Origin of the sequence: Streptomyces echinatus (genome assembly GCF_014203595.1) — a bacterium.
Lineage (GTDB): Bacteria > Actinomycetota > Actinomycetes > Streptomycetales > Streptomycetaceae > Streptomyces > Streptomyces echinatus.
The window spans coordinates 54,304-68,687 of record NZ_JACHJK010000006.1 but is presented as its reverse complement, the minus strand read 5'-3'; the positions used below and the strand labels follow the sequence as shown (position 1 = coordinate 68,687).

At 72.3% G+C, this 14,384-nt stretch carries 13 protein-coding genes; 2 read left to right on the top strand and 11 right to left on the bottom strand.

Going from position 1 to position 14,384, the window contains the following annotated elements:
* Positions 1-52 precede the first annotated feature (52 nt).
* A complete protein-coding gene (locus FHS34_RS18065) occupies positions 53-727 on the top strand; it encodes a 4'-phosphopantetheinyl transferase family protein (protein WP_184966502.1) in 675 nt (224 codons plus the stop codon).
* 54 nt (positions 728-781) lie between these two features.
* Here the strand turns inward: FHS34_RS18065 and FHS34_RS18060 are convergent, their stop codons facing one another.
* The 5 genes from FHS34_RS18060 to FHS34_RS18040 all read right to left on the bottom strand — a co-directional run bounded on the left by FHS34_RS18060 (position 782) and on the right by FHS34_RS18040 (position 6,268).
* Positions 782-2,128 (bottom strand): NAD(P)/FAD-dependent oxidoreductase, encoded by a 1,347-nt coding sequence (locus FHS34_RS18060; RefSeq protein ID WP_184966500.1) that lies wholly within the window; start codon positions 2,126-2,128, stop codon positions 782-784.
* A 5-nt stretch (positions 2,129-2,133) separates the two neighbouring features.
* On the bottom strand, positions 2,134-2,406 hold the full coding sequence (locus FHS34_RS18055; protein WP_184966498.1) for an acyl carrier protein: 273 nt from the start codon (positions 2,404-2,406) through the stop codon (positions 2,134-2,136).
* A gap of 43 nt (positions 2,407-2,449) precedes the next feature.
* A complete protein-coding gene (locus FHS34_RS18050) occupies positions 2,450-3,931 on the bottom strand; it encodes an amino acid adenylation domain-containing protein (protein ID WP_184966496.1) in 1,482 nt (493 codons plus the stop codon).
* Positions 3,928-5,064: an acyl-CoA dehydrogenase family protein gene (locus tag FHS34_RS18045; RefSeq protein ID WP_184966494.1), complete on the bottom strand. Its 1,137-nt coding sequence runs from the start codon at positions 5,062-5,064 to the stop codon at positions 3,928-3,930. The genes FHS34_RS18050 and FHS34_RS18045 overlap by 4 nt, the downstream gene beginning before the upstream one ends.
* Before the next feature lie 430 nt (positions 5,065-5,494).
* Positions 5,495-6,268, bottom strand: a complete 774-nt coding sequence (locus FHS34_RS18040; protein ID WP_184966492.1) for a thioesterase II family protein — start codon at positions 6,266-6,268, stop codon at positions 5,495-5,497.
* A 190-nt stretch (positions 6,269-6,458) separates the two neighbouring features.
* On the opposite strand from FHS34_RS18040, the gene FHS34_RS18035 reads away from it, so the two are divergent.
* On the top strand, positions 6,459-8,534 hold the full coding sequence (locus FHS34_RS18035) for an acyl-CoA dehydrogenase family protein (protein WP_184966490.1): 2,076 nt from the start codon (positions 6,459-6,461) through the stop codon (positions 8,532-8,534).
* 29 nt (positions 8,535-8,563) lie between these two features.
* On the opposite strand, the gene FHS34_RS18030 is transcribed toward FHS34_RS18035, so the two are convergent.
* The 6 genes from FHS34_RS18030 to FHS34_RS18005 all read right to left on the bottom strand — a co-directional run bounded on the left by FHS34_RS18030 (position 8,564) and on the right by FHS34_RS18005 (position 14,334).
* Positions 8,564-9,124, bottom strand: coding sequence for an SRPBCC domain-containing protein (locus FHS34_RS18030; RefSeq protein ID WP_184966488.1), 561 nt, complete (start codon positions 9,122-9,124; stop codon positions 8,564-8,566).
* A gap of 118 nt (positions 9,125-9,242) precedes the next feature.
* Complete coding sequence (locus tag FHS34_RS18025; RefSeq protein ID WP_184966486.1) at positions 9,243-10,043, bottom strand: LytR/AlgR family response regulator transcription factor; 801 nt, start codon at positions 10,041-10,043, stop codon at positions 9,243-9,245.
* A gap of 124 nt (positions 10,044-10,167) precedes the next feature.
* Positions 10,168-11,037 carry a carbohydrate ABC transporter permease gene (locus FHS34_RS18020; protein WP_184966484.1) on the bottom strand — a complete coding sequence of 290 codons (870 nt, stop codon included), beginning with the start codon at positions 11,035-11,037 and terminating at the stop codon, positions 10,168-10,170.
* On the bottom strand, positions 11,034-11,996 hold the full coding sequence (locus FHS34_RS18015) for a carbohydrate ABC transporter permease (RefSeq protein ID WP_184966482.1): 963 nt from the start codon (positions 11,994-11,996) through the stop codon (positions 11,034-11,036). Before FHS34_RS18015 ends, FHS34_RS18020 begins: the two co-directional genes overlap by 4 nt.
* Positions 11,990-13,357: an ABC transporter substrate-binding protein gene (locus FHS34_RS18010; RefSeq protein WP_225817522.1), complete on the bottom strand. Its 1,368-nt coding sequence runs from the start codon at positions 13,355-13,357 to the stop codon at positions 11,990-11,992. The genes FHS34_RS18015 and FHS34_RS18010 overlap by 7 nt, the downstream gene beginning before the upstream one ends.
* The gene (locus FHS34_RS18005; protein ID WP_184966480.1) at positions 13,354-14,334 is read right to left on the bottom strand and encodes a GNAT family N-acetyltransferase; all 981 of its coding nucleotides are present in this window, start codon (positions 14,332-14,334) and stop codon (positions 13,354-13,356) included. Before FHS34_RS18005 ends, FHS34_RS18010 begins: the two co-directional genes overlap by 4 nt.
* Positions 14,335-14,384 lie beyond the last annotated feature (50 nt).

The window sequence follows — 14,384 nt, the reverse complement described above, 5'->3', positions numbered from 1 at the left end:
TCTTCCGCAATTTCGGCATCGGGATCCCGTGGGATACCGGAGGGGGCGACCGATGGGCGAGCCGCACAGGGCGGGGCCCGGTCATGTCGCCGTCTGGGTGGCGGTGGGCGCGCCGCCGGCGGGCGAGCCGCTCGATCTGGACCAGCGCGCCCGGCGTTATCGCCGGGCGCGGGCCACCGCACGCAGGATCGGCCGGCATCTGGTCGCGGCGTACACGTCATGTCCGCCGGACCGGCAGGCCTGGGAGCGCGACGACCGGGGGCGCCCGCTCCTCGTCGACCCCGGCGGCCTCCATGTGAGCCTCAGTCATGCCGAGGCGGTGGTGGCGGCCGCCCTGTCGTGGGACGCTCCGGTCGGCGTCGACGTCGAGCGGCTGCGGCCGCTGGCCGACCCCGGCGCGCTGGCCCGGACGGCGCTGTCCGAGGCCGAGCGAAGGGCCGTGGAAGAGCTGCCGGAACCGCTCAGGGACGCGCAGCTGCTCCGCTTCTGGACCCGCAAGGAGGCCGTGGCGAAGGCCCTCGGCACGGGGCTCGCCACGCACCTGCGCGGCATCGTCACGACGGCCCACGGCGCTGTGGTGTCGCTTCCGGAGGAGTGCGGCGACATCTCCGCGTGGTCGATGGCCGACCTCGCCGTCCGGGACGATGTGATCGCCTCCGTCACGGTCCGGGCGCCGGGCGTCCGGGTGCTGACCCGGACGCTCGCGCTCCCCGCGGACGAGGCCTGAACCGGCCCGGGCGGCAGTGGTCACGGCCTGGCGCTCCCTGGCACGTCCGCGGCTCTAGAAGGACGGCGCCATGACCGGGGCGCGCAGCGTGCCCAGGTACGGGTGCCAGAGGTGGGACGGGTCCTCCTCGACGGCGGTGACGGTCTCCCGCATGATGCGCAGGACCTCCGGCTCCTCGTCGTCGTAGAGGTCGCCCTGCAGCAGCCGGATGATGTCCAGCCGGTACCGCGGGTCCGCCACGAAGGTGGTGAACAGGATGTTCAGCCGGTAGTAGACCGAGATGAACTCGTACCAGTTGCGGGTGCCGTTGCGGATCGTCTTCTCGTAACGGGCGAAGGCGGCCCGCGAGAAGTCACCGGTCTCGGCGGCCGCGACGATGTCGTGGCAGGCCAGGCGCGCGCTGTTGAGCGCGACGCTCACTCCGCTGGAGAAGATCGGGTCGACGAACCGCGCGGCGTCGCCGATCAGCACGTACCGGTCGCCGCAGATCTGCCGCATGGCGTAGCTGTAGTCGCCCTCGACCTTGAAGTCGGTCACCTGCTCCGTCTTCTTGAGCGCCTCGGCGAGGTCCGGCCGGCTCTCCACGAACTTCCAGAAGAACTTCTCGCGGTCCATGTTCGCCTCGGCGAACTGGTGCTTCTGGGTCACGACGCCGATGCTGGTGACGGTGTCGGTGATGGGGATCTGCCAGACCCAGGTGTCGCTGATCGGCAGGAAGTGCACGTAGATGTAGTCGACCTTCTCGGGGCTGTTGGCGACCGCCGACCGGTCGAGGCCCTCGAACCAGGCGTGGATGGCGTACTGGTTGAAGACCGGGTCCGCCTCCTTGATCCCGAGCTGCCGGCCCAGCATCGTCTGGCGGCCGGAGCCGTCGACGATCATCTTCGCGGTGATGTCCACCTCGCTGGAGCCCACGCGGCAGGTCAGGGTGACCTTCTCCGGGTCCTCGAAGTCGGCGCGCAGCGCCCGTATCCCCTGGAAGACCTTGGCGCCCAGGCTCTCGGCGTGCTTGAGCAGGATGAGGTCGAACTTGCTGCGGTCGACGTGGAACGTGTAGTTCCGGTCGACTCCCGGCTGGTCGCGCTCGCTGAACAGGATGTCGGCCGTGCCGAGTTCGTGCGTGAACTTGCTGGCCTGGGCCGCGGTGACGTTGAGCATCTGCGACGACGTCCAGGCCGCGCCGTACTTGCGCGGGAAGCCGGCCTCCTCGATCTTGTCCATCACCCCGGTCTCCAGCAGCACCCTCGTGGTGGCCGGAACCAGCGACTCGCCCACGTGCGGCCGGGGGAAGTTCTCGCCCTCGAACACGGCCACCTTCAGACCGGCCTTGGCGAGATAGGCGGCGGCGCTGGAACCGGCCGGGCCACCACCGATGATCACGACGTCATAGTCGACAGTCATACTTCTCAGGCACCTTCCGCGGGAACGGCCATGAGGCCGGAAACGAGCTTGCTGATGGAGGCGATGTCTCGGAAGTTCGTGGCGTTGATCGAGGCCAGCGGCACGTCGACCCGCAGGTCCTCCCGCAGGAAGTTCAGCAGGAGCGCGCTGTTCATCGAGTTGAGGACCTCCCACTCGAGCAGCGGGGTGGACTCGGTGAGTTCGCCTTTCGGGTCACCGTCGAGAAAGCTCTCGGCTATGAAGGTCGTGATCCGCGGTGTGACCTCATCGAGGGTCATGGCGCCGCCCCTTTCCGTTGGGAGGTGGTTGTCACGGCTCGGTTCATGAACTGCTCGGTCCCGCTCCGGCGGCCCGCGCCTCCAGCACCGGCCGGTCGATCTTGCCGTTGCCGTTCCGGGGCAGCGGGGAGAGGAGCCGTACCTCGTCCGCCACCATGTAGCGCGGCAGGCGCTGGGTGAGCCACTGCCGCAGGGCCAGGACCCCGAGGTCGCGGCCGGTCCGCGGAGCCACGAACACCACCAGGCGGGTGTCGACCCCTTCGCCCACGGCCACCGCGGCGGCCTCCGCCACGTCCTCGTGGTTCTCGAGCACGGACTCGACCTCGGCGAGTTCGACCCGGTGCCCGCGGATCTTCACCATCTGGTCGCGGCGCCCGAGGTAGTCGTAGGCGTCGCCGGGCAGGACCCGGACCAGGTCGCCGGTGCGGTACGGACCGCTCTGCGGCGGATGCCCCCAGTAGCCGGACATCACCGTGGGTCCGTCCACGACGAGTTCGCCCTGCTCGCCCGGGGCCGCGACCCCGCCGTCGTCCCGCACCGCCCAGACCCGGTCGCCGCCGGCCGCGGCCCCGATCGGCACCGGCCGGTCACGGTCCAGGTCCGCCTTCGTGACCTCGTGGAACGTGCACACGTTGGTCTCGGTCGGGCCGTAGAGGTTCATCATCCGCGCGCCGGTCCAGGCGGCCAGGTCGCGCAGCTGCGCGATGGGGAACGGCTCGCCCGCGAACAGCACCGTGTGCAGCGACTCCGGCGCGGGACGGTCGAGGAGCCCGCCGTGCCGCATCATCACCGCGAGGGCGGACGGCACCGAGTACCAGACGCTGATCCGCTGCAGGTGGAGGAACTCCACGAGCTGCATCGGCGCGAAGGACAGCTCCGGGGGGATGAGGTGCACCGACGCGCCGGCCCGGAACGCCACGTAGAGGTCGAGCACCGACAGGTCGAAGACGAACGGCGCGTGGTTGGCGAACAGGTCGTCCTCCGTCGGCTCGATCACGCCGTGCGCCCAGTCGACGAACGCCCGCGCGTTCCCGTGGGTCAGGCACACGCCCTTGGGCGTGCCGGTCGACCCCGACGTGTACAGGATGTAGGCCAGTTCGTCGTCGGCCGTGGCGACGTCGACGGCGGGCGCCGGATCGTAGGGGCCGTCGAGCTTCTCGTAGCCGGCCTCCGTGCCCAGTTCGGCGGAGATCCGCGGGATCCGGGCCTGGTTCGTGACGACGACGCGCGCTTCGCAGTCCCGGGCGATGTCCGCGACCCGGGCCACCGGGCTGCTGCCGTCGACGGGCACGTAGGCGGCGCCGAGCCGGAGGACCGCCTGCATCGCGGCCACCGTCGCCGGGCTCTTGCCCGCCCAGAGCACGACCCGGTCGCCGCGCCGGACGCCCTGACGGTCGAGCCTGGCCGCGATCGCGTCGGCCGCGGCGTCGAGTTCGGCGTAGGTGAGGGATCCGGACGGCCCGCTCACGGCCGGCGCCTCGGGCCGGCGCACCGCGGCCTCGATGACGAGCTGGTGGAGGGTCACAGCCCTGCCTCCCTCGCGATGAGTTCCAACTGGATCTCGGTCGTCCCGGAGAAGATGGTCGTGGGCAGGCAGTCGCGCAGCTGCTCCTCGATCCCGGCGCCGGCCAGGTAGCCGGACGCGCCGAACAGCTGCATGGCGTCGAGGCTGTTGGCGACGGCGGCCTCGGACACGGCGGTCTTCGCCATCGCGATCGCCCCGACGTCCGTGCGGCCCTGGTCGAGCAGCCAGCAGGCGCGGTACAGGAGCAGACGCGCGCTCTCCAGCCGCTGCCGCATCCGGGCGATGCGGTGCGAGACGGCCTGGAACCCGGCGATCTTCCGCCCGAACTGGCGCCGGCCGGTGGTGCGGGCCACGCACTCGGCCAGCTGACGCTCCATCAGCCCCAGGTACCCGGCGAACAGACAGCCGCGCTCCCACGCCATGGAGTGCTGGAAGATGGCCCCGCCGCCGCCCTCGGCCCCGAGCCGGTACCGGGCCGGTACGGCGCAGCCCTCGAACCGTACCCGTGCCGCGAGGCAGCCGTTCAGTCCCATCTTCGGCAGCGGCGGGCCGACGACGATGCCGTCGAGATCCCGGGGCACGGCGAACGCCGAGATGCCCAGGAACCCGGCGGAGGGATCCGTGACCGCGTAGGTCACGAACACGTCCGCGATCGGGGCGTTGCTGACGAAGGACTTCTCGCCCTCGAGCAGATACTCCTCGCCCGAGCGCGTGGCGGTGGTCTGGATCCTCCCGACGTCGGAGCCCGCCTCGTCCTCGGTCATCGCGTTGCCGGCGATCAGGTCGCCGGCCGCCATGCCCGCCAGCAGGTCCCGGGCCTCGTCCGTCCCGAACTCCCAGACGGGCACGGCGCACGACAGCAGGTGTGCCGCGACCCCGAAGACCAGGCCCATGTCGGAGCAGGAGCGGCCGAACGCCTCCAGGCCCAGCGCCGTGTCCAGAGCCCCCAGGCCGGCCCCGCCGTGCTTCTCGGGAAGGCACATCCCCGTCAGGCCGATGCTCGCCGCGTCCTTCCAGGCCAGCCGCACCAGCTCCGGGTCGGTGCACGTCTCATGCTCGGCGAAACGCTCGGCGACGGCCGCGCTCACGCCGGCGTAGCGCTCACGTTGAAGCGGTGACAGCTCGAAGTCCATCAGACTTTTTCCGGTGTGTATTCGACCGGTGCCAATTCAATCCCACCCCTATGGCCGCACCGAGAAGTAACAGTGCCGCGACATTTGATTATTGTGGTCCGAACACTCGGTAACGGTAGGTTCCGGGCGGGCGGACCCCAACCCTTAGCGCACCCTTATGCGGGGAGGGCGCGGCTAGGGGTACGGTAGGGGTGTCAACTCGGGGCGCAATCGACGTACCGTCCGCACGAGAGCCCGCACGGAAATGCCGAGAGGCCGCCAATGCGCCGGCCCCGGTCTTCCGCGGCGGGCCCGTCGGTTCACAGGGCGTACCGCTCGGGCTCGCCGGGGTTTTCCGGGCAGGGCGAGGACCCGGCCGCCCCCTGGTGCGGGCGCCGGGTCAGCCGGCTCCGGACTCGCCGGGAGCGAGGACGGCCGTGGAAGCCGCGGGTTACGGACGCCCCGCTTTCTGCCGTACCCCGGAGATCCGGGACGAGATCACGTCCAGCACTCCGGGCCGGCAGTCCTCCAGATAGAAGTGGCCGCCCGGGAAGATCCGCAGGTCGAACCGGCCGAGCGTGTGCTGCGCCCAGGCCGCCGTGTCTTCGACGGAGGCCACCGGGTCGCTGTCGCCGACCATCGCGGTGACATCGCACGGCAGCGGTGGGGCGGAGTCGAACCGGTACATCTCGATGGCCGTGTAGTCGGCGCGGATCGTCGGCAGGACGAGGTCGAGCAGGTCCTCGTCCGCCAGGATGCGCGGGTCCGTGCCGCCCAGCGCGCGCACCGCCTCGATGAGCGTGGCCCTGCTCGCCAGGTGCAGCCGCTCGTGCCGGGTGCGGGAGGGAGCCCGCCGGCCGGAGACGAACAGATGCGCCGGTGCGGCCCCGTCCTCCCGTGCGATCCGGCTCGCCACCTCGAAGGCGAGGACCGCGCCCATGCTGTGGCCGAAGAACGCGAACGGCCGCGTCAGCCACGGCCTGATCGCCGCGTGGATCCGGTCGGCCAGTTCGGGAACGGCACGGATCCGGGGCTCGCCGGCGCGGTCCTGGCGGCCGGGGTACTGCACGGCCTGCACCTCGACGTCCTCCGGCAGCGACCTGGACCACGGGTAGAAGTAACTGGCGGCACCACCCGCGTGCGGGAAACAGAAAAGGCGCACTCCCTCGGGCACCTCACGGTAGACACGGAACCAACTGTCACCGCCGGCATTTCCCACTGTCATCACCTTCCTGAGCGCAGCACGGACAACCGGTCTCCGAAGCGCATTCGACCTTATCTTCCGCCCCGGTGCCGCAAACCCCTAACAAACCCTTATCGTCCGGGTCCCGCATTGCTTGGAACCGGCACCGTCCCTACGGTCCTTTCGACGGCGTGACAGCGGACACCGCAGGCGGGACGGGCGAATGTTCAGCATGGACGAAATCACCGAACTGCTGACTCGGCAGTGGCACTTCCCCGACCTGGCGGACGAGGCCGCCCTGGCCCGGCTGTGGCGACTGGCCGCGGACCGGGGCTGGTTCGGCCGCGCCGGTCTCGCGGACACCGTGGCGCTGGTCCGGGCCACCGGAGCGGCCGCCTGCCCGCTGCCCGTGATGGACGCCTTCGTCGCCGCGGACCTGCTGACGCAGGCCCCAAAGACCGTGGCCGGCATCGCGGCCGGGGACGTCCGGATCCTGGTGGCGCCGTCGGACCCGGCGGCCGAGACGGTGCGGTTCGCGGAAGGCGGGATGGCCGCCTCGCACGTCCTGGTCCTGCCGCCCGCGGGCGGACGCGCGACGGTACGGGCCGTGGAGTTCGCCGTGCCGCAGCCCGGGCTGGCGTCGCCCGCCTGGGCCCGGCTCCACCTGGGCGGACCGGAGACCGTCGTCGACGTCGGCCCGGAGCGGGCCGCCCGGGCGCTCTCCCTGCTCCGGCTGGGCCTGGCGGCACGGGCGATGGCGGCCGCGCGGCGGACCCACGACCAGTCCGTCGCCCATGCGAAGGTCCGCCGCCAGTTCGGCCGGCCGATCGGCGGGTTCGGCGCGGTCCAGCAGCGCACGGCGACCCGCGAGATCGAACTCGTCGCGGGCGAGCTCCTCATCGAGGACGCCGTCCGCAGACACGGCACCGACGCACCGGACCCGGTCCTCGCCACGGAGCTCGCGGTGTCCCACGCGGCCGCCGTCGCCCCGCGGATCCAGGTCAGCGCCCATCACACGCTCGGCGCGGGCGGGTACTTCGAGGGGCATGACGCCCCCTGGCTCTTCCGCCGGGTGCACGCCGACATCGCGCTGCTGCCGTCCTGTCCGCCGCCCCACGGCACGGTCGCCGACATCATGATCGGGACCACCGCGGGCCTGCCCTCGGTGGATGCCACCGTGCGGGCGGCGGCGATGCGGGAGGAGGCCCGCGCCTTCTGCGCCGGGCACCGCACCTCCGCGAGGCTGTTCGCCAAGGGCGACGATCCCGCCGTGGTGGCGGCCATGGCCGAGCGTAAGTGGTTCGGCATGACCTGGACGGCCGCGGACGGCGGCCGCGACGCCACCCTCGGCGAGCAGATCGCGCTGCAGGACGAGACCGCCTATCACCAGGTGCCGGCCGCCCTGGCGATGGCCGCCGTGTCGGTGGTCGGCGCGCCCGTCGTCAAGTACGGGACGGCCGAGCAGAAGGAGAGGTACCTGCCCCGGATCCGGGACGGCAGGCTGACCTTCTGTCTGGGCTACAGCGAGCCCGAGGCGGGCTCCGATCTCGCGTCGCTGACCACGACGGCGGTCCGGGACGGCGATGACTGGGTGATCAACGGCACGAAGTCCTGGATCAGCAACGCCCACACGGCGGAGTACATCTGGCTGGCCGTGCGCACGGACGTGGACGCGAAGCCGCCGATGGCCGGGATCAGCATGTTCATGGTCCCGATGGACGCCGAGGGGATCAGGACGGAGCCGCGCCAGGGCCTGTCCGGGCAGATCTGCTCCACAGTGACCTTCGACGGCGTCCGGGTGAGCGACTCCGCGCGCATCGGCCCGGTCAACCGGGGCTGGCAGGTCATCACGGACACGCTCACCGGGGAACGGCTGCTGCTGGCCGGGGAGATCGCCGGATCGTCACGGCGGCAGTTCGACGAGCTGCTGGCAGCCGTCCGTGCCGATCCGGACGGCACGGCCGGCCCGTCCGGATCGGACAAGCGGGCCAGGCTGAGCGGCATGGCCGTCCAGGTCCACGCCGCGAACCTGCTGCTCACCGAGGCGGCCGAGCGAGCCGAGTCCGGCGCCGTGCACACCGCGCGCCTCGCCTCGGCGATGGCCGGCGTGCTGGCCGCGGAGGTGGCGGAGCAGCTCAGCCGCGACATCCTGGAGATCCTCGGCCCCGCGGCGGCCCTGGGCACTCCGGACGTCCCCGGCGCGGGCATCTTCGAGCTGGGCCTGCGCCTGTCCGTCCTCGCCTTCCTCGGCGGCGGGACCAACGACGTGCAGCGCGGCCTGATCGCCCGCGGCCTCGGCCTGAGCTGACCGGTCTCCGTGGCCGCGGCGACGGCCCGCTACCGGCGCCCGGTCAGGCCGGCGTGGCGGTCCGGGTTCACCACCGTGGACAGTCCGTTGAGCAGCAGTCGGGTACCGCCGCGCAGGTGGGCCTCGTCCTGGGTGCCGTCCCCGGTGGGCACGAGCCAGGTGTACTGCTCGGTCCAGGTCAGGCGGGATCCGGCGGCCTCGTCGGACAGTTCGACGGTGACGAGGGAGATCCAGCGGCGGCTGCCGTCGACCTCGGCCTCGTAGACGAGGACGATCCGGGTGTCCGGCACGATGTCCAGGAACCGGGAGCGGTAGGCGAGGTGCTCCTCGGTGTCCCCGGAGACGAAGACGTTGCGGGCGTTCTCGCCGCCGCCGATGCGGAAGTCCAGTTCGTGCTCGGCGGTGGCGGACCCGCCGGGCAGACGGAACCAGCGGCCGCGCAGGGACGGGTCGGCGAAGCCGCGGAAGACCTCGGCCCGCTTCACCGTGAAGTCCATACCGACCGAGAACGAGCCGTGCCGGGCGGAGGGTACCGGGCCGCCGGTCGTGGCGCCCGCGGGTCCGGTCTGCGGAGGATGACCTGCGTCCATGAGCTCAACCTAACACGGCCGCCGCGGCCCGGCCGGACCGCACGGGCTCCCCAACAGGCGTGGCTGAAAACGCAGTTGAGAGCGCACGGGGCCCGCCCGGCCCGGTGCGACGCCCGCCTCAGCGGGCCCGGCCCGCCGCGCGGCCGGCCAGCAGGTCCCGCACCTCCCGGGCGTTGCGCCGGCTCACGGCCAGGACCCGGTCACCGATCCGGACGCTCAGGTTGCCGCCGTCCACCCGGAGTTCCTCGATCCGGCCGAGGGCGACGAGCCTGCTGCGGTGGATCCGCACGAAGCCGCGCGAGCGCCACTGCTCCTCCAGGGTGGACAGCGGTATCCGCACCAGATGGCTGCCCCGGCCGGTGTGCAGCCGGGCGTAGTCGCCCTGCGCCTCGGCATAGGTGATGTCGGCGAGGGGCACGAACCGGGTCACCCCGCCCAGTTCCACGGGCACCTGGTCGCCGACGGCGGGGGTGGCGGGCGCGCGCACGGCCGGGCGCGGCCCCTGCCCGGCCCGGACCAGCTCGGCCACCCGTCGTACCGCCTCGGCGAAGCGCTCCTTGCGGAGCGGCTTGAGCAGGTAGTCCACGGCCTTGAGGTCGAAGGCGCGCACGGCGAAGTCCTCGTGCGCGGTGACGAAGACGACCAGCGGCGGTGCGGCCAACCCGCCCAGCAGTCGCGCCAGTTCGAGGCCGCTGAGGCCGGGCATGTCGATGTCGAGGAAGACGACGTCGAAGCCCTGTGTGCCGTCCGGGCCTTCCGCCATCGCCCGGCTCAGCCGGCGCAGCGCCTCGGTGGCCTCCTGGGCGGGCACGGCCGTGCCGACCCGCGGGTCCTCCCCCAGCAGGTACAGCAGTTCGTCGAGCGCGGGTCTCTCGTCGTCCACGGCCAGGACGCGCAGGGGCACGTCGGTCACCCTCATCTCCGGCGGCTCCCCTCGTCCTCGGCGTCCCTCACATGGTGGGTCCCGCCGGTCACCGCCGTCGAGATCGCGGACGGCGGTGTGGCCGTGCCGTGACCCGGCCGTGCTCCCCGGGTCGCCGTTCCTACTTGAGGCCGCTGAGCATGACGCCACGGATGTAGTGCTTCTGGAGCAGCAGGAAGAGGGTCAGGACCGGCAGGACGCTCAGGACGAGTCCGGCCATGACGACGGGCATCGTGCGGGCCGGGTCGACGTGGTCCTGGAGGAGCTGGATGCCGACGGGCAGGGTCATCACGTCCGGGTCGGCCGTCGAGACGAGCAGCGCCCAGATGTACTCGTTCCAGGCGTCCACGAAGGTCAGCAGTGCGAGCGTCACCACGACCGGCTTGGTCTGCGGGACGACGATCCGCCACCACACGGCGAACTCGCCCGCGCCGTCGATGCGCGCGGCCTCCAGGACCTCGTCCGGGATCGCGATCATGAACTGGCGCGTCAGGAAGATCCCGAAGCCGTTGACGAGGAACGGCATGGCGAGCGCCACGATACTGACGGTCAGGCCCGCGCCGCCGCGCCCGAGCAGGTCGTTGCCGCCCGCCAGCGGCCAGTGCACCAGGATCAGGAAGTGCGGGACGAAGAAGAGGAACGGCGGGAACATCATGGTCGAGAGCACGAGCCGGAAGACGAAGTCCCGGCCGGGGAAGCGGAGTTTGGCGAGCGCGTACCCGGCGAGCGACGAGGTGAGCAGCACCGATCCGGTGATCAGCGCGGTGGCGACGACGCTGTTGCGGAAGAGCAGCGGCAGATCGAGCTGGTCGACCGCCGCCCGGTAGTTGGACAGGTCCAGGGCCCGGGGCAGGAACCGGTACGGCAGTGTGCCGGCCTCGCCAGGTCCCTTGAAGGACGTCATCACCATGTCGAGGAACGGCACCACCGTGACCACCGCGCCGGTGACCACCAGCAGGTACGACAGCCACGGGAAACGGCGGCGGTTCACGCGTCCTCCCCCGTGCGCCGGAAGAACCACAGCTGCGCCAGGGTGACCGCGAGGACCACCGCGAACAGCACGAACGCGGCGGCGCTCGCGGTGCCCCAGTCGCCATGGCTGAAGGCCTGCCGGTACATCTCCAGCGCGGCCACATTCGTCGCGTCGCCCGGGCCGCCCTTGGTCATCACGATGATCAGCGCGAACGACTGCAGGCCGGTGAGGAACTGGGTGACGCACACGAACAGCAGGGACGGCCGCAGCAGCGGCAGCGTGATCCGCCGGAAGACGGTGCCGGGGCCGGCGCCGTCCAGCGCGGCGGCCTCGTAGTACGAGCCGGGGATGGACTTCAGCCCGGCGGTCAGGACGAGGATCGCCGAGCCGACCGAGGCCCAGGCCTGGACGACCACGACCGCGGGCAGCGCGGTGTCCGGGTCCTGGAGGAACGCCACCGAGCCGAGCCCGAGGGCGTTGAGGACGCCGTTGACCAGGCCGCCCGGCTCGTACATGTACTTCCACACGTTGCCGACGGCGACGACGGTCGTGACGATCGGCAGGAAGTACAGGGTGCGCCACAGCCCCTGGAAGCGCAGCTTGTCGATGCAGGTGGCGACGAGGACGGAGCCGGCCAGCGCGAGGGCCACGGTGCCCAGGGCGAACAGCAGCGTGTTGGTGAGGACCGGCGTGAGGAACGTCGATCCGTCCGCGAGGAGGCCGGTGAAGTTGTCCAGGCCGACCGGATCGATGTCGCCCAGGTCGAACCCGGTCCAGCGGGACAGCGACAGCAGCAGCGCGAAGCCGAGCGGCAGGATCAGGAAGACCGCGAAGAACAGCAGGGCCGGCGCGAGGAAGAGGTAGGCGACGACGGTCTGGCGGCGCCGGGCGCGGCCGCGGCCGTCGACGGCGCCGACGGCGGCCCGCCGGCTGTGCGGGGCCCGCCGGGTGGTCTCCGGCGCCAGGGTGTTCACCATGAGCGTGCCATCTCCTGATCGACCTGGCGGCGGGTGGTGCGCAGCGTCTCGTCGACCGACTGCTGGCCGGTCCACAGCGCCTCGATGTTCTTCCGCAGCAGCGACTTGGCCTGCTGCGCGCCCGGCACGTTCGGCTCCGGCACCGCGTACGCGAGCGCGTCCAGGAAGGGGCGCTGGTTCGGATCGCCGCCCGTGCCGAGGAGCGCGCGCATGTCGTCGGCGCGGCCGGTGAGGGAGCCGACCGACACCTGCAGCGCGCTCATCCGGGTCGCGGTCGCGCCCCTCGCCGCGCCCTTCACGCCCGCCTTCCCGGTGTTGAGCCAGCGCAGGAACTCCCAGGCCTCGCGCGGGAATCTGCTGGCCGTGTTGACCCCCAGCATGAAGCCGGTGCACAGGGTGGCGTGCCGGTCGCCCGCCTTCCGGACCGGCACGGGCGCGACACCGACATCGCGGTAGCCCGCGCCCATCAGGGACTTCAGGCTCCCGGTCCACCAGCCGGCGCTGACCACCATGGCGACCTGCCCGGACGGGAACGCCTGGTAGACGTTGACGCCGGGGGTGCTCGCGCCCTCGGTGACGAGGCGGTGCTCCAGGTCGAAGACGGCCCGGCCGGCGGCCGAGTCGACGGCGGTGGTCCTGCCGTCCGCGGAGACGAACCGTCCGCCGGCGGCGTTGAGCAGGGCGAGGGTCTGGCCGACGGTGGTGGAGTCGTCGTAGGTGGACAGCCCGAGCCCCTGGACCAGGGTGTTGCCGTACCGGTCCCGGCGGGCGGTGCGGTGGGCCGTCTCCTCCAGTTCCCGCCAGGTGCCCGGAGGGCCGTCGGCGCCGGCCTCGCGGAGCAGCCGCTTGTTGTAGTAGAGGGCGTAGGTCTGCACCTCGGTCGGATAGCCGTAGACCCTGCCCCCCACGGAGGCGGCGCCGACCGCGGCCTCGCGGTAGCCGCGCCTGATCTCCTCGGCGTGCTCGGCCGGAGCGGGCCGCAGGACGCCGGCCCGGACCAGCTGGCCGTTCCACAGGCAGTACGGGTGGAGGATGTCCGCGCCCTGGCCCGCGGCCTGCCGGACCATGAACGTGGTCAGCAGGTCCGTGAACTCGACGGCCGTCGTGCGCACCTTGACCCGGTCGTGGGTGGCGTTCCACTCGTCGACCGGGCCCTGCAGGGCCGCCTTGAGTTCCCCGCTCGCGTAGTGGGAGAGCAGGGTGAGGACGATCGGGTCGCCGGGCCGTCCGGTGCCCTGGTGCGGCGCGGCGCATCCGGAGGCGAGGAGCGCGGAGGGAAGCGCGAGCGCGAAGTGCCGGCGGCTCAGGCCGGGTGGACGCGTGGCCGGCCGGGGGCCGCCGGTGCGGCGGACCGGCGTCATCCGGCGGCCTCCCGGCGCATCACCCGGAACCTCCGGGTCGTGGTGAAGCCGCTCTTGCGGTACAGGTGGCCCGCCGGGGAACGCTCGCCGGTCCACAGGAACCACGCGGAGTGCGCCCGGCGGGCCCGCATCCGTTCCAGGACCAGGTGGAGGAGGACTTCGCCGAGTCCGGTGCCGCGCGTCTCCTCCAGCACTCCGATCGGGCCGAACCGCTCGTCCACGGACTCGAACGCGCCGTGCATCGCCCAGCCGACCATGCGGCCCGACGGGTCCCGGACGGCGACGATCCGGTCGAGCGGCGTGCCCGCGGCCAGGCAGTCCCGGATCGTGCAGGCCCAGTCCGGGCCGAAGTGGTTCCCGGCGAGCGCGAGGAGGTCCACCAGGTCGTCGTCGGACGGGGTGGCGAACCGGTAGCCGCGCGCCGTCAGTCCGTCCAGGCGGCGCGCGACCTCCTCCGGGACGCGGTAGCCGACCAGGCCGCGGTCCATCGCCGCGGCCTCGTACAGCGTCCGGAAGCCCAGGGACTCCAGGAGCCCGGCCCCCTCCGGGTACGCCTCCGCGTCCAGGCCGGGGAAGACGTAGTGGGGGGTGTACGAGGAGAAGTCCACCCGGGTGCGGCCGTGGCGGTGCAGCCAGTCGAGGGCGTCGGTGAGCAGCCGGCGGCCGAGGCCTCGCCCGCGGGCGTCCGGGTCGACGAAGAAGAACGGGATCCAGCCCTGCTCCGGCTCCAGGTCGGTGCCGGCCATCGGGCGCAGCCGGCGCACGGCGTAGGCCGCGCCGACGAGCCGGTCGCCGTCGACGGCGACCCGGAGGCCCTCCGGGTCGAAGTTGGCGTCGAGCAGCACCAGGGAGCGGAAGCGTTCCAGGGTGACGGGGTCGGCGGGCGCGCTGCGGCACCACGCCTCCACCAGCCGCGGTCCGTCGCCCGCGCGGAATCCACGCGTCTCGGCCCGGGATGTCGTCGTGCGGTCGGTCATCGACGGGGTGGTCCTTTCCTGCGCAGGTCGCGGACGGCGCCGGCCGGGGC

Excerpts from the sequence above, each read along its gene's own strand:
- FHS34_RS18040 (WP_184966492.1), bottom strand. The coding sequence starts at position 6,268 with ATGACAGTGGGAAATGCCGGCGGTGACAGTTGGTTCCGTGTCTACCGT.
- FHS34_RS18045 (WP_184966494.1), bottom strand. The coding sequence starts at position 5,064 with ATGGACTTCGAGCTGTCACCGCTTCAACGTGAGCGCTACGCCGGCGTG.
- FHS34_RS18005 (WP_184966480.1), bottom strand. The coding sequence starts at position 14,334 with ATGACCGACCGCACGACGACATCCCGGGCCGAGACGCGTGGATTCCGC.
- FHS34_RS18030 (WP_184966488.1), bottom strand. The coding sequence starts at position 9,124 with ATGGACGCAGGTCATCCTCCGCAGACCGGACCCGCGGGCGCCACGACC.
- FHS34_RS18025 (WP_184966486.1), bottom strand. The coding sequence starts at position 10,043 with ATGAGGGTGACCGACGTGCCCCTGCGCGTCCTGGCCGTGGACGACGAG.
- FHS34_RS18035 (WP_184966490.1), top strand. The coding sequence starts at position 6,459 with ATGGACGAAATCACCGAACTGCTGACTCGGCAGTGGCACTTCCCCGAC.
- FHS34_RS18060 (WP_184966500.1), bottom strand. The coding sequence starts at position 2,128 with ATGACTGTCGACTATGACGTCGTGATCATCGGTGGTGGCCCGGCCGGT.
- FHS34_RS18055 (WP_184966498.1), bottom strand. The coding sequence starts at position 2,406 with ATGACCCTCGATGAGGTCACACCGCGGATCACGACCTTCATAGCCGAG.
- FHS34_RS18010 (WP_225817522.1), bottom strand. The coding sequence starts at position 13,357 with ATGACGCCGGTCCGCCGCACCGGCGGCCCCCGGCCGGCCACGCGTCCA.
- FHS34_RS18065 (WP_184966502.1), top strand. The coding sequence starts at position 53 with ATGGGCGAGCCGCACAGGGCGGGGCCCGGTCATGTCGCCGTCTGGGTG.
- FHS34_RS18015 (WP_184966482.1), bottom strand. The coding sequence starts at position 11,996 with ATGGTGAACACCCTGGCGCCGGAGACCACCCGGCGGGCCCCGCACAGC.